Consider the following 24331-nt stretch of genomic DNA (forward strand, 5'->3'; position numbering starts at 1 on the left):
GTTCTCCTTACAGCAGGTCCCGAATTCCCTCGTACACTTTTTGCGCCACCGTAGGACGATTCATTGCATACAGATGAATGCCATCCGCTCCGCCCTCAATCAGATCCCGCAGCTGCCGGATCGCATAATCAATTCCCGCGTCAAACAAAGCCTGCTCATCGTGATCATATTTGCTGATCATTTTAGTAAATGCCGAAGGCAGGCTGGCGGAACTGAGCGCAACCGTCCGCTCCACCTGGCTTTTTGAAACAATAGGCATTACACCCGCCTCAATTGGTACCTGAATACCCGCTTTGCGGGCCATGTTCAGAAAGCGATAAAAAACGCCGTTGTCAAAGAAGAGCTGTGTAATCAGGTGTGTGGCGCCCGCATCAATTTTATGATGCAGATTTTCAACATCCTGACGCAAATTTTCGCTTTCGACATGTCCTTCCGGATAGCAGGCTCCCACCACGTTAAACCCACTTGCATGCACAGCAGCCGCCAATTCGCTGGCGTATTGATAGTCATTCTTTCTAGGGAGTGTCGGGTTGATATCCCCCCGAAGTGCCAAAACATTTTCAATTTCGTTTTCATGCAGCTGCCGCAGCGTCTGTTCAATCTGCTCTTTTCCCGAATTCACGCAAGTGAGATGCGCAAGCGCTTCAATGCCCAAGTCGTGTTTGATATAAGAAGCGATTTTGCAGGTGGAATCGTCCGCAGCATTCCCGCCTGCACCGTATGTAACGCTGATAAAATCGGGAGAAAGTTTTGCCAGCTCTTTTAATTTGGGATACAAACTTTCCGGCGAGGCGCCGTTTTTCTTGGGCGGAAACACTTCCAGCGAAAACACGCAGGGTTTTCTTTGAAACAACTCGTACAGATACATATCGCTTCTCTCCTTTAAAAAAGAACCCCCCAGGCTCAGCGCCTATGGGGGTTCTGGTGCTGCTGACGGGAATCGAACCCGTATGGTGTTGCCACCGAGGGATTTTAAGTCCCTTGCGTCTGCCGATTTCGCCACAGCAGCCTCTCGGCACATAAAAAGTATGCTTTATTAGAATACAATATTCCAATCTGAATGTCAACCAAAGCTCTGGCGAAAAAGGGATGTCTGTGATAAAATAGATGAACCGACAGGAGGAGTTTTATGAAAGAATGGACCGTAAAAAGCGACGTGCGTCTGGACAAATTTTTGTATGAAAAAGTCCCCTCTCTCTCCTATGGAATACTCCGAAAATACCTCAAAGAAAACAAAATCAAGGTGGACGGAAAAAAGCAGCCTTTGTCGTTTCGCCTGAGCGCCGGAAACATCGTCCGTCTTTATGCTGACCCTTCCGGCTCCATCTCCTTCGTACCTGTTTATGAGGACGAGTCCCTGTTGATTGCAAATAAACCGGCCGGGCTTCCTGTCTGCGGACAGGAAGATGCGGATACTTTGCTGGCCCGCGCGCAGACATATCTGCGCACACAAGGCCAAGATCCCCTTTCGCTCAGGTTGTGCCATCGGCTGGACACCGGCACCAGCGGACTGGTGCTGCTTGCCAAAACGCCGCAGGCAGAAGCATTTTTCACTCAGCTGATTCGTGACCGTGCCCTGTGCAAAAAGTATCTGTGTGTTACATTCGGCCGCCCTGTTCCCGAAAGCGACACACTGCAGGATTATCTCATCAAAAACTCCGAAAAAGGCACTGTACGCATCGTATCCGCTCCACTTCCGGGTGCGAAAGAAATCACCACCCGTTATCGAACGTTGGCCGTTTCAGGTCGTCTGGCTCTTTTGGAAGTAACGCTCATCACCGGACGGACGCACCAGATCCGGGCACATCTCGCGTCCATCGGATGCCCGATTCTGGGGGACAGCAAATATGGCAACCAGGCAGCCAACCGTGAATTGAAATTCAAATATCAGGCCTTGTGCGCATACTCGCTTGTCTTTCCTGAGATCACGCAGGAGCCTTTTGCCGCATTGAGCAAACAGCATTTCGAGCTGGATTTCCCATGGTACGCGCAGCAGGTTTTAAAACAAACCATCAAATAGAAAGGATGCCGGCCAGATCACAGTGATCTGGCCGGCATCCTTTTTGTTGCCCCCGGGCAGCGAACCGCTTTCCGGCGTTTTTTCTGTTTATGTTCACGGGGCCTCCCGGAATTCTTCCGGAAGTGTTTGCAAAAACTCTTCATAGGAATACAGGCTGTTCAAAGTTTCGCACAATGCTTTTTTGGACAAGCGAGGCGGAAGCCCAATCGCTGAGAGCCAGATGCGGCGGCGCTCTGCACTTCCCTGCGTTCCGGACAAGCCCAGTTCAAACAAATCCGTATAGGTAATCTGTCTTCCCTGCCGTTCCGCCGACGGATGGGCGCCTGCCGTACGCAACGCCTGCAGGATTGCCTCTGCCGGTACTCCTTCCACCCCCAAAAGCCCTTCTTTTGACGGCTGGCTCTTTCGTTTCTCCTTTCCGGCAAGCGCCGGCACATAGGCATTTTTCACCGGCAGGCCGGCCGCGATTTTATTGACATAGTTCCGGATGCGAAATCCCGCCGCATCGGAATCCGTAAGCACAATGATTCCGCGCTTTTTTCCAAGCCTTAAAATCAGCTGCTTTGTCTCTTCGCTGGTAAAAATCGAAAATCCTTTGGTGGGAACAATCAGCGCATCCACCAGGTCCGAAAGCTTGACCGCATCGTACTTTCCCTCCACCACGATGATCTCTTCAATGCGCAGCTTGCTCATGAACGTCCATCTCCCACCTGCATAATCTCGCACAGGGCTGTCTGCAGCAGCACATTTTTATCCGCCGCAGAAGACTTCAGCGAAGCATCCAGCCGTTCCAGCAGCTCCAAGATGGACGCCAGCTGATGGAGCGTGTACCTGGAAGCCGTCTCTCCCGATTTCCGCAGCCGGTAGTCGCTGCCGCGGTAATGAAAGTCCTTGTGTACCGCAGCATAATTTTTTCTGCTGGCTGCACCGCATTTCACGCGATACATATCAATGAAGGAGCCTGCCAGGGCCGCAGCAATCGCAATCGGCTCATTTTGCAGTTCCAGCAGCTGGTTCAACTTCTGAAAGGCCCGGGGCTTGTTTTTTGCTGTCACATACCGAACCATCTCAAACACATCTGCTTCAATATTCTGCGTTCCCATGGTGCTGACCAGTTCCCGCGTGATCCGAGTATAGCCGCTGGCGGCCGCAAGCTTGCTGACCTCATTCTCCAGCAAGAACAAATCCGCACCGCACCGTTCCAGCAAATCGGTGTCCGCTCCCGGCTCCAGCTCTGTTTCCATCTCCTGCGCTTTTTGCTGAATAAACCGCTTGGCATCCTGAACGCCGGGCTTCAAAATTTCGGCTGCGATCCCAAAGCGGCCGGCTGCATCCAGCAATTTTTTTGCCTTTTTAGTCTGTTTTGCCTTATCGTCCTTAAACACGGTATACAGAACGATCACTGCATTTTCCATTGTGGCAAACAAATCACACAAGGCATCTACATCCGCATCGTTCATCGCAGAAGGCTCCACCTGTGCCAGCTCCACCACGCGCTTAGTGCCGAACAAAGAAATTGTTCCCGCCGCAGCCACCGCTTCTCCGATGGAAGGTGCGGGGCCATCAATGCGCGTCACTTCCGCATCTGTTTCACGGGCCAATGCCGTCAATGTGCGGGACGCATAGCTGCGTGCCAGATATTCTTCAGTGGAATAGTAATAAAATACGGCATACCGCTCCAGCGAGTTCAGTATTTTTTGAAATTCCTGTTCATTCAAAGCCATTGTGAACCTCGTTTATTTTTATTTGACCGCCTGCACGCACCCATATCTCCTGTTCAGACATTCCCTGATGGACCTCCGGATATTTTTCGGCCCATTCATACGTTCCCGCCGCAGGCAGCACAACCTTTCGGCAGGACAGTCCTTCCGGTGTTCCGCTGCCACCGAAGTACACATCCAGCATCGGATAACCGGTAAAATCCACTTTCCCAGAAGCAATTGCAAGGCGGCGGCCGCCCACATCCACGCACACAAAATTTCCGTTTTCCTGTCGTTTCATATATACCATTATATCACGAAAAAGTCCCTTTACCGCATGATTTCGAAACTGACGCGCACAAATGCACTCTTCTGCATTCAGCTGTTGTGCCAATGCGGCTTCATCACCCTCCGCCCGCAAATCGATCAGCACATCCACCTGCGACCGATTCACGCTTTGCAAATAATCTGCAATTTGCTGCACATTGCTCTGTGGGCTTCGATAAATCACCAGCGTAAACCCGGACTGTGTCACAACCAGCGACGGGTTGACCCCGGATCCCACCATGGCAAATCGAACCACATGAATGCTTGCCACCCCATAAAGTGCCATTGCAGACACAGCGAGACAGGCAGCCAGAGCCAGTCCCCGGCGCAGAGAGAAATTCAGTTTCCATGCAATCAAAATCACAGCAAGCGCGCACAGACCGGTCAGGACGGCATAGCTTCCGGACAGATAAACCATGGACTGCGGAAGAGCATCCACCACCTCTGTAACCAACAGCATCCAGCGAATGCAAAGCCCGCACAGCAGGCCAAGCAGTTTTGCCAGAAAAAGCAGCGGCGGGATCATTCCTGTCAGCGCGCACAGCAAACCGCTCAGCACCGTGAAAGGCACCACCGGCAGAACCAGAAGATTACACAAAATGCCAAACAGCGAAACGCCGCCGCCCATGGCCGCGATAACCGGCAGCGTCGCGAGCGTGACCAATCCCGTCACCAGCACAGTCTGATAAATGCGCACCCACCTTTTGACAGGGACACGATTGCGCTTTTTCCAGCCTGCATAGGTCCGCTCCATCACGTTTCCCGCAAACAGAACCGCCAACGTTGCCGAAAACGAAAGCAGCAAACCGATGTCCTGTGCCGCGAATGGATTTTGAATGCAAAGCAACAGTGCAGCCAGGCCCAAACTGGTAAGCGTATCGCCCGGCTGCTTCAGCAGTTTTCCGATATAAATCAACAGCATGACACAACCGGCTCGCACCACAGAGGGCGTAAATCCCACCACGCACATAAACAGCAACACCGCCAGACAGGACAGCGCCGCAGCAGCGCGCCGGTTCAAAAAGCGCTTCAACGCCAAATAGCACAAAGCGCCGATTGCCGACAAATGAAGGCCCGAAACGACCAGAATGTGAGACAGCCCCGCCTGCTGAAAAAGCTGTTTCAAATCTGCAGAAAGGCCCGACCGCTCGCCAACACACATCGCAGAGGCCAATTCACAATAGGGATGCGGCAAAACGGCATACAGAGATTCCCGCAGATCCTGCTGAAGACGAAGCAGTCCATTCCGCAGCCCGGGCGCTCTCCCCAAATCCTGAAAATCGCCCTGATACTCCGCACAGACAAATCTGCTTTTTGCCTGCGCGTTGGAAAGATACTCATTTTCCGGCAAGGCGGACAATGCGACCCTTGCCTGAATTCTCTGTCCCGGTTCTGTCCGGGGACACGCCTCGATCTCTGTTTCAAAGGGAACCCACAGACGCTGACCGTTCCAAACCCGTACCCTTACCGTGGCGAATACACGTTCTTCTTCGAAACCTGCTCGTGTTTCCAGCACATCCGCCTGTATGGTTCCGCTGTCATTTGCCAGGTGCAAAACCGGGTTTACAACCACATTCAAATACAGCATGCGCAGCACCAGCGCCATTGCTACCGTACCGCAGAGAAGCAGAATCAGCAGTGCGCGGCGTAAATGACCGCGCCACAGAAACGCAATTACAAACAGCAGTACAAAAACGGCCGTCAGCGGCCCGAAAGCCACTGACGGCATAAACCCCGCCAGCAATTGCGCAACCAGATAGGTAAAGCCGATCAGGCACAGTGTGCGGCGTTTTTCCAGCATTATTTGAAGAACAGCGGCAGCGGCTCCAGGAACGTGATGTCCGTGCGGTCCGCGGCATCGCCTTCGGCCAGAACGGCAGCTTTGGCCACGACATTGGCAGAGCTTTTCCCCACGAGCGCTTCCAGCGCATGCAGGCTTCCACCCGTGCTGATCACATCATCCACAATGACAACACGTTTTCCGGCCATATCGTCCAGATCTTTCTGGTCGATCACCAGTTTTTGCACAGCCTCTGTAGTGATGGATTTATCTTCCACGATCACAGGGTTTTCCATGTACAGCTTCGGGCCTTTGCGCGCCGGGATGTAACGTTTTCCGCTCTGGCGACTCATTTCGTACGCCAGCGGAATGCCCTTTGCTTCGGCAGTGACGATCACGTCGAACTCAGGCAGTTTCTCCAGAAGTGCTTTTGCGCACGCTACCGTCAACTCCACATCGCTGAACATCACAAACGCAGCAATGTCCATATGCTCGTTCACAGGGCACAGCGGCAGTTCCCGGCTGACACCAGCCACATTGAGAGTATAAGTTTTACGCATGGTGGTTTCTTCCTTTCCTGTCACAGAACAGCATTCGTTTTTACATCAGCCCGGAGGCCAGGCCAGACTGCGCTTTGCCAGAACATGAAAATGCAGGTGCGGCACACTTTGTCCGCCGTCTTTGCCGCAGTTGGTGACCACGCGGTACCCGTTCTCCAAATTCATCTCCTGTGCGATTTGCGCAATCACTTCAAAAATATGCGCTGCAACCGCACTGTTTTCAGCATTGATCTCCGCGGGAGAGCCGATGTGTGTTTTGGGAATGACGAGAAAATGCACAGGCGCCTGCGGATCGATGTCGTGAAACGCCAAAACCGTGTCATCCTCGTAAACCTTGTTGACCGGAATTTCACCGGCCGCCATTTTACAAAACAGGCAATCCATTCTCTTTCCTCCTTTTCCGTTGTCTGCAAACGAACTTAAGCATTCAGCGCAGCGCGCACCAGTTCAGGTACCGCGTTCAACGCGTCGTCGATCTTGGAAGGCTCTTTAATGCCGGCCATTGCAAAATCGGGCTTTCCGCCACCGTTGCCGCCCGCAATGGCAGCAATCTGCTTGACCAGCTTTCCGGCGGCAAGACCTTTGGCCTGTGCCTCCTTGCCCACTGCGACCGCCAGAGAAATCTTTCCGTCGCATTCACCGATGATTGCCGTGACAGAAGCAGGCACTTTGTCACGCGCTTTGTCGCACATACCACGCACCGCATCGTTGGCCGTCCCGGTGAGGTACAGAGTGAAGATTTTAATGCCTTCCACTTCCTGCGCGTCTTCAAACAAGCCGTCCACTTTCGCATTGGCAATCTGCGCCTTCAAATCATCCAGTTCTTTCTGAACGTTTTTCAGTTCCGCAGATACAGCGGCCGCGCGCTGAGGCAGATCGTGGATATTGCTCACCTTCAGCGTACCAGCTACCTGATTGAGCATCTCGTTTTTCTCATCCAGCAGCCGCAATACGCCGTAGCCAGTAGTACCTTCGATGCGGCGAATGCCGGCCGCTACACTGGATTCGGACAAAATCTTGAAGCAGCCAAGCTGTGCGGTGTTGCTCACATGTGTGCCGCCGCAGAACTCGGTAGACCATCCGTTGATGTCCACCACGCGGACGATATCGCCGTACTTCTCACCGAACAGCGCCATCGCGCCCAGCTCTTTCGCCTCTTTGATGGGCATTTCCTTCACCGTGACCGGCAAAGCTTCGAAAATTTTCTCATTGACGATTTTTTCCACCTGCTGGAGTTCCTGCGGCGTGACGGCGTTGAAGTGCGTAAAGTCGAAACGGACACGCTCGTCATCCTCATAAGAACCAGCCTGATGCACATGGGCGCCCAAAACTTCACGCAGTGCCTTTTGCAGCAGGTGCGCCGATGTATGGTTGCGCATGATGGCGTGACGGCGCTTTTCATCCACCGTGGCAATCACCGCTTCACCCGTCTGAACCATCCCCTCTTCCAGGGTGCAGGTGTGTACAAAATAGCCCTTCGGGGTCTTCTTGCAGGCGCTTACAGACAAATGCGCACCGGAGGCTGTGGTGATGCATCCCGTATCCGCCACCTGGCCGCCGCTTTCCGCATAGAAGGGCGTGCGATCCAGAACCACCAGAACGCCCGCTTTGGGGCCGTCGTCCGTGGCAATGGCATCCACCAGCTCCTCACCGTCGGACAGCGCCACAACCTTCGCCTCTGCCGCCAGCTTTTCATAGCCCAGGAATTCTGTAGGCTGTGCCTGCACATCGCTGAACAGATCAGCCGTCCAGCCCGAGATATCCCGGCTCATGCGGTCGGCACGCGCCGTTTCCCGCTGCTTCTGAAGCTCGGAGCGGAAACCTTCCTCGTCCACTTCGATTCCCTTTTCCGCGGCAATCTCCTTTGTCAGGTCCAGCGGGAAGCCGAAGGTATCGTTCAGTTTGAACGCATCCATACCGGACAAAATCCGTTTTTTACCTTCCTGCGCTTTTTTGATCACATCCTCCACCAAATTGTTGAGAATGCTGAGGCCTGCGTCAATGGTGCGGGAGAAGCGCTCTTCCTCGGCGGAAATTGTCTTCTTGATGTAGTCGGAATGCTCCACAAGTTCCGGATACGCGCTTCCGTTTTCCCGGATGACCGTGTCGCACAGTTCCGACAGGAAGGGGCGTTTTACGCCCAGCATGCGGCCATGGCGCGCGGCACGGCGCAACAGGCGGCGCAGCACATAGCCGCGTCCCTCATTGGACGGAAGAATGCCGTCCGATACCATAAAGACCGTAGACCGGATGTGGTCGGTAATCACGCGGATGGAAACATCCGTCATATGGTCCTGGCCATAGGTTTTTCCCGTAATGCGCTCTACATGGTTCAAAATGTTGTGTACCGTGTCCACCTCGAACAGGTTGCCCACGCCCTGCATCACGCAGGCCAAACGTTCCAGGCCCATGCCGGTGTCAATGTTGGGCTTGGCCAGACGCTCATAATGGCCGTTTCCGTCGGAATCAAACTGGCTGAACACCAGGTTCCAAACTTCCATATAGCGGTCGCAGTCGCAGCCCACGCGGCAGTCAGGCTTTCCGCAGCCGTATTCCGGACCGCGGTCAAAGTAAATCTCGCTGCAAGGGCCGCAGGGGCCGGAGCCATGCTCCCAGAAATTGTCTTCTTTTCCGAAACGGACCATATGGTCTTCCGGAATGCCGACCTTTTTCGTCCAGATGTCGTAGGCCTCGTCATCCTCCAAATACACGGAAATGTACAGCTTTTCCGCCGGGATCTCCAACGTCTGCGTCAAGAATTCCCACGCCCAGGGAATGACCTCTTCCTTAAAATAATCCTGGAAGCTGAAATTGCCCAGCATTTCAAAGAAAGTGCCGTGACGCGCCGTAATGCCCACGCGCTCAATATCCGGCGTACGGATGCATTTCTGGCAGGTAGTCACCCGATGGCAGGGAGGTTCCTCCTGTCCCAGAAACCATTTCTTCATGGGGGCCATGCCCGAGTTGATCAGCAAAAGGCTGTTGTCGTTGTGGGGAACCAGCGGGAAACTGTCCAGGCGCAGATGGCCTTTTCCCTCGAAAAACGAGAGATACTTTTCACGCAGTTCGTTTAATCCGGTCCATTCCATAGGTCTGTCTCCTCATTTTGAAAAATAGAACTACAAAAAAATAAACTTCCGCCCCGACAAGGGACGAAAGCTTTTCGCATCCGTGGTACCACCCAAATTGCGTGTTTGCACACACCACTTTTCCGCGTTAACGCTGCGCAGCGCCCTGCTCATCACAGGGGGCTCCCGGGTGGCTGGCAGGAAACCAAGCAAGAACGTTTCAGCCATGCGTTCTCTCTCTTTTGTCTTTCTTTTCCTGTCTGGCCCAGTCGTCGCCATTTTTTCGTATCTATTGTTATATTATAAGAAAAATCAGGCGATTGTCAATACTCGTCCTCCACGCCCAGATACATTCCCAGGTCTGTGGTCACTTTTGCAAAAACGGCCGCCGCATCGTCGCTGGAATACGTTCCGCTGTCCAGCAAAACCGCAATGGTATACTGAGGATTTTCTGCCGGATAAAATCCCGCAAACCACGCGTCCATGATTTCTTCCCCGTCCTCCTGAAAGCGGCCGGTTTGCGCCGTACCTGTCTTGCCACCCGCGCCGCCATGCAGCGGTTTTGCCGGCTTGCCCAAACCGTTTTCCACAACACTGACCAGCATCTTCTGCACTGTTTGCGCAACATCGCTTCGAAAAGCCTGCCGCTGAATTGGTGAATACAGACTTTCTGTGACGGTTTGAGAATACTCGTTGACAATGCCCTCCACGAAAGTCGGCTCAATATAACGTCCCTGGTTAGCAAACACATTGATGCTGGCCGCCACCTGTACAGGAGACGCGGTCAACGCTCCCTGACCGAAGCTGATGGAAGCCAGCTGTCCCAAATCCCGCAGCTGCTCTTCATCCGGAAGATTTCCCGCAGCGGTGGTCTGCGTTCCCATATAGGCAGTGGCTGTTCCGAAACCGCAGGTCTGCGCTGCCTGCTCCACTGCCTGCGCCCCCAACTGAAGGCCCAAGTGAATAAAATAGCAGTTGCAGCTTTGCTCAAGTGCCTGTGTCAGGTTCACCGGCCCATGCCCCTTTCCATAGGCGCAGCGGTAAACGTGGCCGCCGATCTCCGTGGAGCCGGTACATTCATATACCGCATTGGGATCCAGTCCCGCTTCCAGCGCTGCGGCGGCCAGAATAGGTTTAAAGACGGACCCCACGTTGAACGCACTGATAGAGCGGTTGATCAGAGAGGAATCGTTTCTGTCAATGCTGAGGGCAACGTTTTCCGGATCATAAACCGGCATGCTCACACTGGCCCGTACACGTCCCGTTGCTGTTTCCAACACAACAATGCTGCCTTTTTCCATCATCTGCTGCGCGACGCCCTCGCAAATGCGCTGGATTGTCTCGTCAATGGTCAACATCACTCCTGCGCCGGAGCCCTGCGTATACAAAAGTTTCGGCGGAGCGCTTTCCAGAAAGGTTCCCACCGCCGTGGTGGTACACAAAACCGATGTACTGGTAGAAGCGCCTGTCAGCAAATCATCGTACACATACTCCGCCCCGCTGACGCCGTGCCCTTCTGCGTCAAGATAGCCCAGCAGATGAACCGCCGTGGGATTCGGATAATAGCGAACCGGGCAGGAGAAAAGGTATTCCGGCTGCGTACCGCTGCTTTTCTCCACTTCTATTAAAAAAGGGCTTCCCTGCTGGATCATACTGTAAAAAGAATTCTTTTCCGTTGCCGGAATGGAGCCAAACAGTGCATGGTAACTGGAACGTCCCGGCTCGACCACTGCATACGTATTTGTAAATACATTGGTAAGGGGAAGAAAGTTACAGTCGTAAATATTTCCGCGTCCGTCAAATAAATCCAGCGTTGTCTGGCTTTGCCGCACGGCGGCCTGCGCGTAGGTCTCATTGGTGCACAGAAGCGCCAGGTTGGCTCCCAAAATCGCAAACGCAAGAACAAAAAACGCAAAAAATGCCACAATACGACTCGTTGACACAGTGCACGCCTCCTTTTCCTCAGTATGTGCCCAAACGTGCCTGTATAAACAAAAAGGCTCCGAAGGTTTGTTTCCCTTCAGAGCCCTGCTTCAAACCATCGGTTCAAGCATCTGCGACTTCATATCAATGACAAGATTTTTCTTTTCCATATGACTTTGACAAGCCGTTTCCAAACGCTTTTGGACCACCGTCACATCCAGCGCCGAGCGGACCGGAAGCATCAGAATATACTGGTTCCGACTGTACCGGCTGAAAACATCGCCTTTGCGAAGCGTGTTTTTGATTACCTCTTTCAGCTGAAGCATATAGCGTACCGATTCCTGCTTTTGAAGCAATTCCGTTTTTCGGGGCAAAAGCGTAATCAACATAATAATGACATGATCGCCGCTACGGGCCGCATTGCGCGCCACCATATGGTAAACGTGCTTGAACATTTCATACTCGCAATAATACGCACCGCGGATGGGACGGGTGTCTTTTGTGACCTCGGACAGATCCTGCTGCACCTGACACAAATCTTCCTTGATTTGATTGGAACCTTCCGACGCCCAGAGATAAACATCCCGAAGACGTTCCGGCAGTTTTTCACCGAGCTCGTCATAAAACAGATTGGAGACGACCGGATAATAACTCAAAACGGCCTGTTTCATATCCAAGCCGCGCATCGCCGAGAACATGTATTCATAAAGTTCTTCATGCAGCGGCTCAAACAAAGCTGCCCGATTGCAGATGTCCAGCACCTCTTCCAAATCGGCCCTTGTCCCGCGGCCGCTTAGAAGGCCAGCCATATATTTCACAGTGCGCAAATATTTCTGACGATAGTAGCTGTTCTCCTGAATGACCCATTGCCGACTGTTCAACCCCGGCAAAAGCTCTCCGCTGTAAAGGGCCAGAATTTCCCGCGCTTCTTTCAGCTGCTCTTCCAGCGTTTTTTCCTGCCCGAACAAATCCTCCGTCAGCACTTCAAAGCGATGAATATCCAGTTCCAGCGGAATCTGCGGATTCCACTGATAACGGCCATTTTCCATCACAATAAATTGCACGCCCGGAGCGGATTTCTGCAGCAGTTTTCGAATGGAATACACTGCATTTTTTAAGGCACCCGCAGGGTTTTCCACTTCATCGCTCTCCCAAAGAGCTTCCATCAACTGCTCGTTGGTAAGTTTCTCGTCCGCGCGCGCCAGCAGCAGTGCCAGCAGTTCCTGCGGTTTGTTCATGCGGGCGGAATGCTCAATCAGATACTGACCATTCCAGCACACTGAAAAGCCGCCAAACATTTTTACCCGCAAACCGTCTGTCATGATCAGTTTCTCCTTTCCATCATTTTTACACCAGAGAAAGGCGTTTTTCCATCGCCTCATAATGCAGACAATACGTCAGGGCCGTATCCTTGGTAATGCGTCCCTGTTGTGCCAACTTCAGCAGCGATGCATCCATGGAAATCATTCCCTGTGCGGCCCCCGACTGGATTGCCGAATCAATTTGATGCGTTTTTCCTTCACGAATCAGGTTTTTGATTGCTGCATTGGTATGCATAATTTCGAAAACCGGAATCAGTTTTCCATCCACGGACGGAAGCAGCTGCTGACTGATAACGGTCTGCAGCACCATGGACAGCTGCATCCGAACCTGCGCCTGCTGGCTCGCCGGGAACACGTCGATAATCCGGTCCACAGTATTGGCCGCACCGGTGGTATGCAGGCTGCTGAACAACAGCTGGCCTGTCTCCGCCGCTGTCATGGCCACTTCGATCGTCTCGTAATCACGCATTTCGCCCAAAAGAATCACATCCGGGCTCTCCCGAAGAGCACTGCGCAAAGCACTGATGTAGTTGGGCGTATCCGTGGAGATTTCTCGTTGGGTAACAATGCACTTCTGGTGCCGGTGAATAAATTCAATGGGATCTTCCATCGTAATGATGTGCCCTTCACGCGACTGGTTGATGGCATTGATCAGGCAGGCCAGCGTCGTCGACTTTCCGCTTCCGGCCGCACCGGTCACAAGCACAAGCCCTTTCATATGCCGGGCTGCCGCCATGACCTCGTCCGGGATATTCATTTCCACCGGATCGGGCAATCCGAAACGAATCACCCGAATCACCGCAGACAAACTTCCGCGCTGCCGGAAAATGTTGGCGCGGAACCGCCCCAGTTCCCGCACAGAAAACGAGAAATCATCGTCCGCACGGGTTTCCAGCGTTTTACTGCCGTCTCTGCCGCAGAGGGTGTAAATCTCCTGTACAAGCCGTGCTGTATCTTCCGGCATCAACCGTGCCTGTTCCACCCGCTGCTGCCTTCCGCCCACCTTATAAGTCAGAGGCAAGCCTGCGATCAGGAACAAATCCGAAGCATGCCGCTCAATCGCTCCCTGCAAAATATCCATAATGCTTTCCATGACCGTTACCCCTTCCAAAGCTGTCCGATATTTTCTGTTTCCTGCCACTGACGGACCTGCCGCCACTCCACAACGCGAATCTGCCGGTCTTCCAGCTGCACCGCAATGCTTAGCTGGCGTTCATCGCTGTTTTGCGCAACATAGCGCAGCAAATCACCGTCTACCCGGGTTCCTTCCGGAAGTTCCGCCAACAATTCTTCCTCAGAAGATGCCTCGCTGCAAACCGTTTCCACCTGCGACAGCCACTGCTGCCCCAGCATTTCCAGCTCATATGTCTGCTGCACATAATCTGCCTGTTTTTGCGCCGTGGCCAGCATGGCGCGGGCCGTCACCAGAGAAAGCACCCCCAGCACCGCCAGACACACCACAACGACCATGACGATCAGCGACAGCCAGCCTGTGCGAATCGGTTCCTGTTTCATTTTCTACTCTCCCCGCCAATTTGCCGCTGTTTGAAGGCTGTAAACCAATTCATCTTCCGCGCTCACATCAATCTGCGCCTCTACCAACGTTCCGTCTTTCTTCAGGGATATCTTGAGGCAATAGAAGCCATCTTCCGCTTCCTTCACGATACCGTTTTGAACATCGTAATGCAAGCAAATTTCACTCTCAGGACTCACGTTCACCAAAGACCGGAACTCTTCTTCGCTTTCGCTGGCTGCAATCAGTTCGGCGGCGTTTTCCGCAAGCAGCGTCCCATCCGAAAGGCGCTGCGCCTGCGTTCCCATCCCCTGGGCCGCGGCAAACACCTGCACCAGCACCGCCAGCGCCACACTGAGAAACAGCACCAGCAGAACGGTCTCCACATAAAATGCAATTCCTCTTTTTGTATCATTCATGCGCACGGTCCTCCATCAAACTGCGCACCGCAACGTATCCCTTGCCATACTGCGTTTCAAACGCCAATAGGCCCGGCTGTACAAACGACACCTCAAATGTATCCGTTTGGGCAATGACCGCCGCCTCATTCTCCTGGCAGGATTCATCCGCACGGCGATATTCTTCTACCAGGTTTCCCTGATACAAATAAATTCGAGTCTCGTAGCTGCTGCCATCCACCTGTTCCTGAAGCACCAGCATCGTCCCCTCCGGACCATCCCGCAGCAAAACTGCATCCGAACGGTCAGCAGCGCGCACTTTCTGTTGCAAATAAGTCAGTGTTGCCCGGCGGTTTTCCGAAATATTCTGGTTTTCCACCAATGAGCGATACACATGAGAGCCAATCCCCATCAGTGCCAGAAGGGACACAAACACACAGGCCATCAGAATCAGCAAATAAAAGTGTTCCCGCTCTTTTGCTCTTTCAGCGCGCACTGTTCCTGTCCCTCCTTTGCCCAGACGTTATTTTTTCTCCAAAACCGCCACTTCCGGCAACAAATTTTCCGCAAATGCCTCGTAAGTAATGATAAAGCGCTGATGATTGAGCTGCAAGCCATAATTTTCTTCCAAATAAGAAAGTTCCGAAGGATATGCGCCCTCCAATGCATAACACTGAACGGCCGCATCAATCACCACCTGCCGCACGGCAAACGCCGTCTGATCGGACAGGTCCTCCTCTCCGCGCCGCCAGCGATCGGCGGCAAACACAAGCAGCGCCAGCACGCAGACAACCGCCAGCCGCCTCAGCCATACCAGCCTTCGCGCCCTTTTGTACGAATCGTGATACATGCAGCAACCTCCGTCAGCCCACGGCTGCCAAAATGCCAACCAACGGCAGCATCACGGACAGAAGTGTCAATCCCACTGCCAACGTCAAAAGCCCGGACAGAATCGGTTCGATGTTTCCGATCAGCAATTCAATCCGCGTATCCGCTTCCGCCGAAAATACTTTGGAAAGACGCTCCAGAACATTCTCCAGCTGTCCACTGCGCGCACCGCTGAGCAGCATGCGGTTGTACAGCGGTTCAAAAATCTTCTCCTCATAAAACGCCTGTGCCAGACTGTTTCCCGCGGCCATTTTTTCCATTGCGCAGTTCAGTTTTTCATGCAGCGCTTTATGCTGCACCATCTGAACGGCTCTTTCCATGGACAAATCGGTGTTCATGCCACTGGCCACAAAGGTCGCCAGCGCCGTGACGAATTGTGCCTGTGCCAGCTGCGCATAAGCACCGGCCGTGAGCGGGAATTTTTCAAACAGGTTCAAAAGCCGTGTTTTTCCCTGTTCTGTGCGGGCCAGCAAAAGACCTGCCAGAAGGAACAGCGCCAGCACGACCACAGCCCCCAGCGCAATTCCGCCCACCACATAAGCCACGCGGATATAAGAATATGCCGACGCGGCCATGCTGCCGGCCAGCGACGCATAAACACCGGTGAACACCGGAAGAACCTGAAACACCAAAATTCCCAGCACCACGGCCATCAGCAGAAGCAGCGCCGCCGGATAGACCACTGCACTTTTCAGCTTTTTGCCCAGACGATGCTGCGTTTCGTAATAGACCGACAGCATGCGCAGAACGCTGTCCGTTCTGCCGGCCAGTTCGCCTGCTTCGATCATATCGCTCATGTATTGCGGGAACAAGCCGCACTCACGCACTGCCTGTGCCAGAGGAACGCCTGTCATTACGGCACGATACACCGTTTGCGCCGCTTCATGAAACGCCCCCTGCTCACTGTCTTCGCACAGCAGGGACAGCGATTCGTCCACAGGAATTCCCGCGGAAAGCATCATTGCCATATTTTCACAGAAAACACTGGCAGCTATGGAACTGAGCTGCTTTTTCATGTCAGTTACCCCTCTCAGTAAACGTAACGGTCCACATAGTCGGTTCCGTCGCCAATGGTTGTTTCATCTGCTCCGTTTGCAGCGAAGGTCAGATCGATCCGTTCCCACTCATTGGCAGGCGCCTTGATCTCCACCGTGATCCAGCCACTTTCCTTTAAATAAATCATATTCCAGGCGTGGTAAACCGCACCGTCGGAAACATAACCTGTGATCACTTTCGCCGGAATCCCCTGGCTGCGCAGCATGGCCGCCGCCAGAGATGCATAATCAAAGCAGATGCCCTTTCCGCTGCTCAGCGTCTGGTCCGGGTCCGGCACATAACCGGTCACGTCGCCGGCTGCTTTGTCGTAATCGTAAACGATGTTTTCTTTAATGTATTCATAGATCCGAGCGACAGCGTCCGTCTCGCTGAATGCCTGCTCGCCAAGCTGGTTTGCAAGTGAAACGCACTTCGATTCCTGCGTGTACCAAACAATCTGGTTCGCATGCAGGAAGGGTTGGAATTCGTCCTCCAGATTCACTTGCGTCTCAACAGCAAAAAGCTCAATGTATTTACTTTCGGTGGTATTTTGCATGACCTGAATTTTATAAAGTCCGTCCCCGCATTGAAGCGGAAAAAACTGCGGCGTACCGTCGCCTGGCAAGTCGTAAACATAAACCGTTTCGCCCTGCCCGACTTTTACTTTCAGTCTTTTCTCGCTCTGCGCGCTCACGCCGACATACCCCTGTGACGCACTGGAAACGTCGATTTGTGCGCCATTGCCGCTTTGTGCCACCTCGGCATGGAACTCTGTGTTCTTCCACTCCGCCCGGACAAAACTGCCTGTTTCCGATGGTTCCGACTGTTCAGGCGCCGCACATCCGGGGAATCCCAGCAGGGCGAGCAAAACCACCACACAGCTCAACCAGCGCATTTTATTCTCCTTTGTTCTGCAAACATACCTTCCCACCTACCGGCGCAGTCTTTCTTTATTATAAAAAGATTCTGTGGTGAATTCAAGTCGCGTCCGGGTCGTCCTCTGTCTGCTGGACAGGCACATTCTGTGAATCAAATTCGGGCAGTGCCGTTACACCGCGCAGTTTTCGCTGAATCTGTCTTGTGCGCACTCCCACCAGTTTCTCCAGTTCATTTCCCGCCTGTTCAATGCGGGTCTGCGCCTGTGCCAACGCTTTCCCAAACGTATCAAACTCCGCTTTGACATTTCCCAAAACCTGCCAAACCTCTCCGGAACGCTTTTGAATGGCCAGGGTCCGGAACCCCATTTGCAGGCTGTTCAAAAGCGCCGCCATGGTTGTGGGCCCGGCTATCACTACTTTACTCTCTGCCTGCAGCCTCTCCACCATGCCTCTCCGCACCAGTTCCGCGTACAACCCTTCCGTGGGAAGGAACATCACACCGAACTCCGTGGTGTACGGAATTTGAATGTATTTATCATGGATATCCTTGGCAAATCCACGCACACGCTGCTCCAAAATTCTGCCGGCAATCTCGATGCGCGCTGTGTTACCTTCTTCGTAGGCATCCTGCAAAGAGCCATATGCATCCACAGGAAATTTCGCGTCAATGGGCAGCCACACCGGCGTTTCCCCATCGCCTGGCAAGCGCACTGCATATTCCACGCGTTCGCTGCTTCCGGGGATGGTCACCACGTTTTCCTCATACTGTTCCGGTGCCAGAATCTGTTCCAGAATCGCTCCCAGCTGAACCTCGCCCAGAATACCGCGTGTTTTCACATTGCTGAGGACCTTTTTCAGATCGCCTACTCCCACGGCCAGGGTCTGCATTTCTCCCAGCCCTTTATAAACGCTCTCCAATTGCTGACTCACTCGATTAAAGGACTGATGCAGCTTTTCTTCCAACGTCTTTTGCAGTTTCTCATCCACGGTATTGCGCATTTCATCCAGCTTTTGCGTGTTCTCCGCCTGCAATGCAGTCAGCCGGGTTTCCATGGTCATGCGAATATTTTCCAGTTTCTGCTCATTTTCCACCGCGTTTGCAGACAGGCGCTGATCCACGCCCCGCAGCTGGTCATTCACTGTTTTCTGAAGGGCCGCCTGCCGAAGTGCCATCTGGTCGCTTAAGTCCTTGAGGCGCGCGTTTTGTGTTTCAGAGATTTGTCGCTGTGCGGATGCCTGCAGCTCCGCGCTCGTCTGCATGGCCCGATGAATGCTGTTTCCCAGCTCTCCACGCATCTGACGCAGCTCATTTTGCATCTGCTGGCGCGACTGCTCCAGTTCCTGCATCAGCTGTTCTGTTTGCTGTTCATCCCCGCCGCGGGGGCGCGTTGCCAGAACGATCACGAGCAGAATACAGGCCAGCGCACTCAAAATCAACGATACAATCTCCATGTCCGGTACTCCTTCAGGGCATAGTCACCCACACTGTTTCATAGCTATAAGTATACGTTCAAACAGCATATAAATCAATGAAAAGGCGGCGATTCATTTGAAAAACAAACGCAGATTCGGCCGGTTCCACCGGCTTCTGGCGGCGGCAGGCCTTTGCGCACTGGCTTGTCTCGGGGCCGGACTCGTCATTACCAGACCCGTGGGATGTTCCAACGACGACCTGACCGCGCCCCTGGAAGTCATGACGGAAGATTCGTCCGAAGAGGAAAAGGTCGTCTACCTGACATTTGACGACGGTCCCTCCTCTACAACGGAAGCCGTTTTGGACATATTGAAAAAGGAAGAGGTTCCCGCCACTTTTTTTGTAATTGCTGCGGAGAACAATGAAAAATATCTTCCTCTATTGGAGCGTACTGCTGCAGAAGGGCATATGATCGCCCTGCACACCTGCACCCACGATTACAAGGCCATTTATCAAAGCCCCAGCGCCTACTGGCAGGATATTGACGCTCTGAAGGAGAAATTGTCCGCCTACGTCGACCCGCAGGAATTGGTATGGCTCCGTTTTCCGGGCGGAAGTACCAACACCGTCAGCCATAAATACGGCGGAAGCAGCATCATGAAGGACCTGAAAGCACAGGCGACGGAAAAAGGGTACCACTATGTGGACTGGAACGTGTGCGCCGACGATGCAATCGGCGGTCATCCATCCGCAGAAAAAATTTACAACAATGTCATCCGGGATGTGGGCGACAAACACCGCTGCATCGTACTGATGCATGACACGAAAGCCACTCAAAATACCGCTGCCGCTCTTCCGGATATTATCCGCTGGTTCAAAAACGCGGGCTACCGCTTTGACACCGTCGATCATCTGGAGCGTGAAATATGAATAATATGCAAATTTCCATGCAATTTGTTTGTAAAGTTCTGAAAAATGTTGTATACTACACAAGATAGGTCATCGGCAGGGAGGGTTCACGCATGTTCGGGTATATCATGCCCTTCAAGGCAGAATTGAAAGTGCGTGAATGGACATTGTACCGCTCCTATTACTGCGGGCTTTGCAAAGAGCTGAAACGGGAATATGGGTTTCTCCCCCGCTTCCTTTTAAACTACGACATGGTGCTTCTGGCCATGACCGCAGACGGGCTTTCCGCTGCCCAGCCTTCTGTTTGTCCGGAACGCTGTATTGCCGGCCCTCTTCAGAAACGGCCGGTCTGCGGCAGCACGCCCGGGCTTCGCCTGGCGGCGGATGCGTTGATCCTGACTGCCTACTATAAAGTGGCAGACGACATTACCGATGAATCCTTTTTCAAAAAGGCACGCGCACATCTTTTGCGCATTCTGCTGTCCGGTCCGCATCAAAAAGCGGCCCGCCGCCTTCCGGAAGCGGACAAGCTGTTTGCAGAGCAGACGCTTGCCCAGCAAGCGCTGGAAAAACGTTCAAGCACCTGCCTGGACGAAGCGGCGGAACCCACAGCCCAGATGACAGGTGCCCTTTTCGCGCTGTGCGGTCCGCAAAAGGAAATTTTGCACCGGATGGGGCTGTTTCTGGGGAAAATTCTTTACTTTCTGGATGCTGCCGAAGATTACGACAAAGACGCCGAAAAGGGTTCTTATAACGTTTTTCTGACCAATGGCTTTTCCAAAGAAGAAGCCATTCAACAGGCACAAACACTCTGCCGGATGTGTGCCGGAGAAACTGCGCTGTGCTATAACCTTCTGGACGTTTCCTCTTACAAATCAATTTTAGATAACATTGTGTTTCTGGGCCTGCCGCAGAGCATCGCTCTTGCGGGTACCGAACGGCCACACCACAATCGACATGACCCGATTTAACGGGCAGAAAGGACAACCCCATGGATGCCAACAAAGCTTATTCCCTGCTTGGTCTGCGCGAAGGTGCTTCAGAGGATGAAATCAAGTCCGCTTACCGCGCCCTGGCCAAACGTTATGATCCCGAGCAATACGAGGCCGGCCCTTTGCGCGAGGACGCACAGGCCCGTATGAACGAGATCAACGAAGCCTTTGACACATTGATGAGCCTGATCCGCACGGGCGGAGAACCCCACACGGAATACTCTGCACCCGCGTCCAGTCAGGCACAGAACAGCAGCGCCAACGGCCGCTACCGCAACATCCGCCAGCTGATCAACAGCGGCGCTGTGGAGCAGGCTCTGGCGCAGTTGAACGCAATTCCCGAGGGCGCCAACGACGCCGAATGGAACTTCCTGATGGGCAGCGCATATTATTATAAAGGATGGGTTGCTGAAGCGCTGCGTTATTTTGAGGCAGCTTGCCGCCTTGCCCCCGGCAACCCCGAATACGAAGCTGCGTTGCGCAATCTGCGCAATCAGGCCAACGGCGCCATGCCCGGCAACCCGTATGGCAATCCGGGTCCTTATGGCACTCAAGCCGTCAGCTGTTCCTGCTGCGATATGTGCGCGGCTTGGATGTGCATGGACATGTGCTGCAGCTGCAGCCGGGGCTGCTGATATGACGCCCCGCCGTTCTATGGAAAGCCGCCGGATCGCATTGGGCGGAATTTTTTCCGCGCTGTCCATCGTCGTGATGCTGATGGGCGGAATTTTGCCCTTTGCCACTTTTTCGGCACCGGCGATTGCAGGGATTCTGATTGTTCCGGTTGCCATTGAATTCGGCATGAAAACCGGTTATCTTCTTTATGCCGCCATCGGGTTGCTTTCTGTTTTTATTCTTCCCGATAAGGAAATGGCATTGATTTTCATTTTTCTGTTTGGCTTTTATCCGCTTTTAAAAGCGAGACTGGAACGTATCCCTGCCAGAGTCCTGCAGTGGGCCGCCAAGCTGACGCTTTTCAACGTCTGTATCTTCTGCATGTACGGCCTTATTTTATTTGTGTTTCCCATTGGTGCGGTTGTCGCCGAGTTCGAAGAGATGGGCACCGTTTTCATCGCTTCTCTTCTTCTCCTTGGCAATCTCGCCTTTGTGATATATGATATGGCTTTGGTCAAAATGATCGGGCTGTATTGTGCTAAAATGCGTCCCCGTTTGATGAACATTCATTGAACGGGACACCCGGAAAGGAAGTTTGATCGAATGAAATGCTGAAAGCGCCGGGCCCCTTTGCAACGGCAGATTCTGGATTGATCTGTTACGAGGGGTGACGAGGATGAAGGCTGCTGTGCCTCAAAGTCGGGTACAGCGTATCGAAAGATTCGGCGGATGCCTCCACGGACGAGTCGGGCGGTCGACATCATACGGACAAAAAACAGCGGTAACGCGGCAACAGAAACGTATGAGATCCCGATTTTTATCTTTTTAAATTTGACCAGTACCGGACGGAAGGTACTGTTTTTTGCTGAGCGCTTTTGCTGCGCTTTGCGTATTTTTATTTCTGAATTTGCAAAACACAGTGTATCCTTGTAGGGATAGGCTTTTTTCTTGTTGTCTTTTTTTGAAGAAGAACCGCTTGGGTGTAGCTCTGTCTTTTCAGCACGCCTTTGTTTGTGTTTTGCATTTTCAGGCAAAAATCAACGATTTGTCTGGAGATGTTTGAATTATGTGTGGAATTGTTGGATATATTGGCCCTCGCCGCAGCACCGATGTACTGTTGGACGGATTGAGCAAACTGGAATACCGCGGATATGATTCTGCCGGGATCGCGCTCGCAGGGCCTGGCGGCGAAATTCAGGTGGTAAAAGCGGAAGGCCGGCTTTCCGTTCTGGCGGAAAAGGTTCATGCCATGCCGCCGGTGGACTCTCACTGCGGAATTGGTCATACCCGCTGGGCAACGCACGGCGCACCCAGCGATGTAAACAGCCACCCCCATTCTTCTGCCCGCATCAGCCTGGTACATAACGGCATTATCGAAAACTATGCGCAGTTGAAAGAGCATCTGATGGAGCACGGGTATGAATTCTGCAGTGACACAGACACAGAAGTTCTTGTGAAGCTGCTGGACTACAACTATCACGGTGAACCCCTGGATGCCATTATGAAAACCATGGGCGAAGTTCGCGGCAGCTATGGGCTTGCCATTCTGTTCCGGGATTTTCCGGACCGCATCTTTTCGGTTCGAAAAGAGAGTCCTCTGATTGTCGGCTACGGTCAGGGGGAAAATTTTCTGGCCAGTGATATTCCTGCACTCCTGAAATATACGCGGGAGTATTCCATTCTTGACGAAGGCGAAATTGCCGTAGTTTCACGGGAAAAAGTCCAGATTTACAACGAACTGGGGCATCCGGTTCAGAAGAATCGCCTGACCGCCAGCTGGGATATTGAAGCAGCTGAAAAAAGCGGATATCCCCACTTCATGCTCAAAGAGATTCATGAGCAGCCCACAGCACTGCGTGCGACCATCGGCCCGCATGTGGAAGACGGCCTTCCGCAACTGGGGGTCGACGCATTGACGGACGAAATGCTTTGTGGCATTCGGAACATTCACATTGTGGCCTGCGGCACCGCCATGCACGCGGGAATGGTTGGAAAAACAGCCATCGAGCGCTTTGCCCGCGTTCCCGTGGATGTGGACATTGCCAGTGAATTCCGCTATCGTGACCCCATTCTGTCCCAGGATGATCTGGTGATTATCATCAGCCAGAGCGGCGAAACATTGGATACGCTGGCAGCTTTGAAGCTTGCCAAAGAGCGCGGTGCAAAAACGCTGGCCGTTGTCAACGTGGTCGGCTCTTCCATCGCACGGGCGGCAGATTGGGTGATCTACACCCATGCAGGCCCCGAAATCGCCGTGGCCAGCACCAAAGCATACAGCGTGCAGCTGGCGGTGATGTATCTGTTCGCGCTGCGTCTGTCTCTGGCCAAAAAGACGCAGCCGGAAGAGGAAATCCGACGTCTGACTGCTGAACTTCAGCGCATTCCCGATCAGCTCGCTCCCCTGCTTTCCAACTGCAACGAAATCAAGTATCTGGCCAGCCAGTTTATGAACAGCGATGATTTGTTTTTCATGGGGCGTGGCTTCGACTATGCGCTGTCTTTGGAAGGCAGCCTGAAGCTGAAGGAAATCAGTTATGTGCACAGCGAGGCTTATGCGGCCGGTGAACTGAAGCACGGCACCATTTCACTCATTGTGAACGGGACCCCGGTCGTCGCGCTTGCCACGCAAAAAAATGTGTACGAAAAAGCCCTCAGCAATGTGAAGGAAGTAAAAACCCGCGGCGGCCGCGTTATCCTGCTGTGCAAGGAAAATGCACCCGTACCGGAGGATGTCGCGGATTTTGTTGTCCGTCTTCCCGAATTCGAAGACATTTTCATGCCCATGCTGATGATCGTTCCTCTGCAGCTGTTCGCCTATTACATGAGCGTTCTGCGCGGATGCGATGTGGATAAACCCCGCAACCTTGCCAAGAGCGTGACAGTGGAATAAAAAAGGAAAGAGCCGGAGCATCCGGCTCTTTCTCTTTTCCTGAACAAATGGATTTTTTTGTGCTATACTAAGGATAGCTGTGATTGCGGGAGGGTGTTT

General features: G+C 53.1%; 23 protein-coding genes and 1 tRNA gene. 6 read left to right on the forward strand and 18 right to left on the reverse strand.

The window, feature by feature from the left end; genetic code table 11:
* Positions 1-7: 7 nt before the first annotated feature.
* Complete coding sequence (gene metF / locus ACKTS9_RS02865) at positions 8-868, reverse strand: methylenetetrahydrofolate reductase [NAD(P)H] (RefSeq protein WP_349215070.1); 861 nt, start codon at positions 866-868, stop codon at positions 8-10.
* Between the two features lie 54 nt (positions 869-922).
* A tRNA-Leu gene (locus tag ACKTS9_RS02870) sits at positions 923-1009 on the reverse strand.
* A gap of 120 nt (positions 1010-1129) precedes the next feature.
* Between ACKTS9_RS02870 and ACKTS9_RS02875 the strand changes: the two genes are divergently transcribed.
* Entirely contained in the window at positions 1130-2020 is an 891-nt protein-coding gene (locus ACKTS9_RS02875; RefSeq protein WP_349215071.1) for an RluA family pseudouridine synthase, read from the forward strand.
* Between the two features lie 93 nt (positions 2021-2113).
* Here the strand turns inward: ACKTS9_RS02875 and ACKTS9_RS02880 are convergent, their stop codons facing one another.
* The 16 genes from ACKTS9_RS02880 to rmuC all read right to left on the reverse strand — a co-directional run bounded on the left by ACKTS9_RS02880 (position 2114) and on the right by rmuC (position 18864).
* Entirely contained in the window at positions 2114-2713 is a 600-nt protein-coding gene (locus tag ACKTS9_RS02880; protein WP_407878836.1) for a toprim domain-containing protein, read from the reverse strand.
* Positions 2710-3744 carry a DNA polymerase III subunit delta gene (gene holA, locus ACKTS9_RS02885; RefSeq protein WP_407878839.1) on the reverse strand — a complete coding sequence of 345 codons (1035 nt, stop codon included), beginning with the start codon at positions 3742-3744 and terminating at the stop codon, positions 2710-2712. Before holA ends, ACKTS9_RS02880 begins: the two co-directional genes overlap by 4 nt.
* A complete protein-coding gene (locus ACKTS9_RS02890; protein WP_407878841.1) occupies positions 3731-5848 on the reverse strand; it encodes a ComEC/Rec2 family competence protein in 2118 nt (705 codons plus the stop codon). The genes holA and ACKTS9_RS02890 overlap by 14 nt, the downstream gene beginning before the upstream one ends.
* The gene (locus ACKTS9_RS02895) at positions 5848-6387 is read right to left on the reverse strand and encodes a phosphoribosyltransferase family protein (RefSeq protein ID WP_349214974.1); all 540 of its coding nucleotides are present in this window, start codon (positions 6385-6387) and stop codon (positions 5848-5850) included. Before ACKTS9_RS02895 ends, ACKTS9_RS02890 begins: the two co-directional genes overlap by 1 nt.
* Positions 6388-6432: 45 nt before the next feature.
* The gene (locus ACKTS9_RS02900) at positions 6433-6771 is read right to left on the reverse strand and encodes a histidine triad nucleotide-binding protein (RefSeq protein WP_407878843.1); all 339 of its coding nucleotides are present in this window, start codon (positions 6769-6771) and stop codon (positions 6433-6435) included.
* A gap of 35 nt (positions 6772-6806) precedes the next feature.
* Positions 6807-9476 carry an alanine--tRNA ligase gene (gene alaS / locus ACKTS9_RS02905; protein ID WP_407878845.1) on the reverse strand — a complete coding sequence of 890 codons (2670 nt, stop codon included), beginning with the start codon at positions 9474-9476 and terminating at the stop codon, positions 6807-6809.
* A gap of 302 nt (positions 9477-9778) precedes the next feature.
* A complete protein-coding gene (locus ACKTS9_RS02910) occupies positions 9779-11398 on the reverse strand; it encodes a peptidoglycan D,D-transpeptidase FtsI family protein (RefSeq protein WP_349214971.1) in 1620 nt (539 codons plus the stop codon).
* Positions 11399-11488: 90 nt separating this feature from the next.
* Positions 11489-12700: an AfsR/SARP family transcriptional regulator gene (locus ACKTS9_RS02915; protein ID WP_349214970.1), complete on the reverse strand. Its 1212-nt coding sequence runs from the start codon at positions 12698-12700 to the stop codon at positions 11489-11491.
* Between the two features lie 25 nt (positions 12701-12725).
* Positions 12726-13793 (reverse strand): type IV pilus twitching motility protein PilT, encoded by a 1068-nt coding sequence (locus tag ACKTS9_RS02920; RefSeq protein ID WP_349214969.1) that lies wholly within the window; start codon positions 13791-13793, stop codon positions 12726-12728.
* A gap of 5 nt (positions 13794-13798) precedes the next feature.
* Entirely contained in the window at positions 13799-14215 is a 417-nt protein-coding gene (locus ACKTS9_RS02925) for a hypothetical protein (RefSeq protein ID WP_349214968.1), read from the reverse strand.
* A gap of 3 nt (positions 14216-14218) precedes the next feature.
* Complete coding sequence (locus tag ACKTS9_RS02930) at positions 14219-14632, reverse strand: hypothetical protein (protein WP_349214967.1); 414 nt, start codon at positions 14630-14632, stop codon at positions 14219-14221.
* Positions 14625-15107, reverse strand: coding sequence for a DUF4860 domain-containing protein (locus ACKTS9_RS02935; protein WP_349214966.1), 483 nt, complete (start codon positions 15105-15107; stop codon positions 14625-14627). Before ACKTS9_RS02935 ends, ACKTS9_RS02930 begins: the two co-directional genes overlap by 8 nt.
* A gap of 27 nt (positions 15108-15134) precedes the next feature.
* Positions 15135-15461 carry a hypothetical protein gene (locus ACKTS9_RS02940; RefSeq protein ID WP_349214965.1) on the reverse strand — a complete coding sequence of 109 codons (327 nt, stop codon included), beginning with the start codon at positions 15459-15461 and terminating at the stop codon, positions 15135-15137.
* 13 nt (positions 15462-15474) lie between these two features.
* Complete coding sequence (locus ACKTS9_RS02945) at positions 15475-16515, reverse strand: type II secretion system F family protein (RefSeq protein ID WP_407878850.1); 1041 nt, start codon at positions 16513-16515, stop codon at positions 15475-15477.
* Between the two features lie 14 nt (positions 16516-16529).
* Positions 16530-17429 carry a transglutaminase-like domain-containing protein gene (locus ACKTS9_RS02950; protein WP_407878852.1) on the reverse strand — a complete coding sequence of 300 codons (900 nt, stop codon included), beginning with the start codon at positions 17427-17429 and terminating at the stop codon, positions 16530-16532.
* Between the two features lie 82 nt (positions 17430-17511).
* Positions 17512-18864, reverse strand: coding sequence for a DNA recombination protein RmuC (rmuC, locus tag ACKTS9_RS02955; RefSeq protein WP_407878854.1), 1353 nt, complete (start codon positions 18862-18864; stop codon positions 17512-17514).
* A 97-nt stretch (positions 18865-18961) separates the two neighbouring features.
* On the opposite strand from rmuC, the gene ACKTS9_RS02960 reads away from it, so the two are divergent.
* From ACKTS9_RS02960 to glmS, 5 genes are all read left to right on the forward strand, one after another.
* A complete protein-coding gene (locus ACKTS9_RS02960) occupies positions 18962-19756 on the forward strand; it encodes a polysaccharide deacetylase family protein (RefSeq protein WP_407878856.1) in 795 nt (264 codons plus the stop codon).
* 92 nt (positions 19757-19848) lie between these two features.
* Positions 19849-20706, forward strand: coding sequence for a DUF5685 family protein (locus tag ACKTS9_RS02965; RefSeq protein WP_407878858.1), 858 nt, complete (start codon positions 19849-19851; stop codon positions 20704-20706).
* A 20-nt stretch (positions 20707-20726) separates the two neighbouring features.
* Positions 20727-21362 carry a DnaJ domain-containing protein gene (locus ACKTS9_RS02970; protein ID WP_349214959.1) on the forward strand — a complete coding sequence of 212 codons (636 nt, stop codon included), beginning with the start codon at positions 20727-20729 and terminating at the stop codon, positions 21360-21362.
* 1 nt (position 21363) lies between these two features.
* Positions 21364-21915 carry a hypothetical protein gene (locus tag ACKTS9_RS02975; protein ID WP_407878860.1) on the forward strand — a complete coding sequence of 184 codons (552 nt, stop codon included), beginning with the start codon at positions 21364-21366 and terminating at the stop codon, positions 21913-21915.
* Positions 21916-22408: 493 nt separating this feature from the next.
* Complete coding sequence (gene glmS, locus ACKTS9_RS02980; protein ID WP_407878862.1) at positions 22409-24232, forward strand: glutamine--fructose-6-phosphate transaminase (isomerizing); 1824 nt, start codon at positions 22409-22411, stop codon at positions 24230-24232.
* Positions 24233-24331: the final 99 nt, after the last annotated feature.

Source organism: Owariibacterium komagatae, from assembly GCF_045865535.1.
Taxonomy (GTDB): Bacteria; Bacillota; Clostridia; order Oscillospirales; family Ruminococcaceae; genus Ruthenibacterium; species Ruthenibacterium komagatae.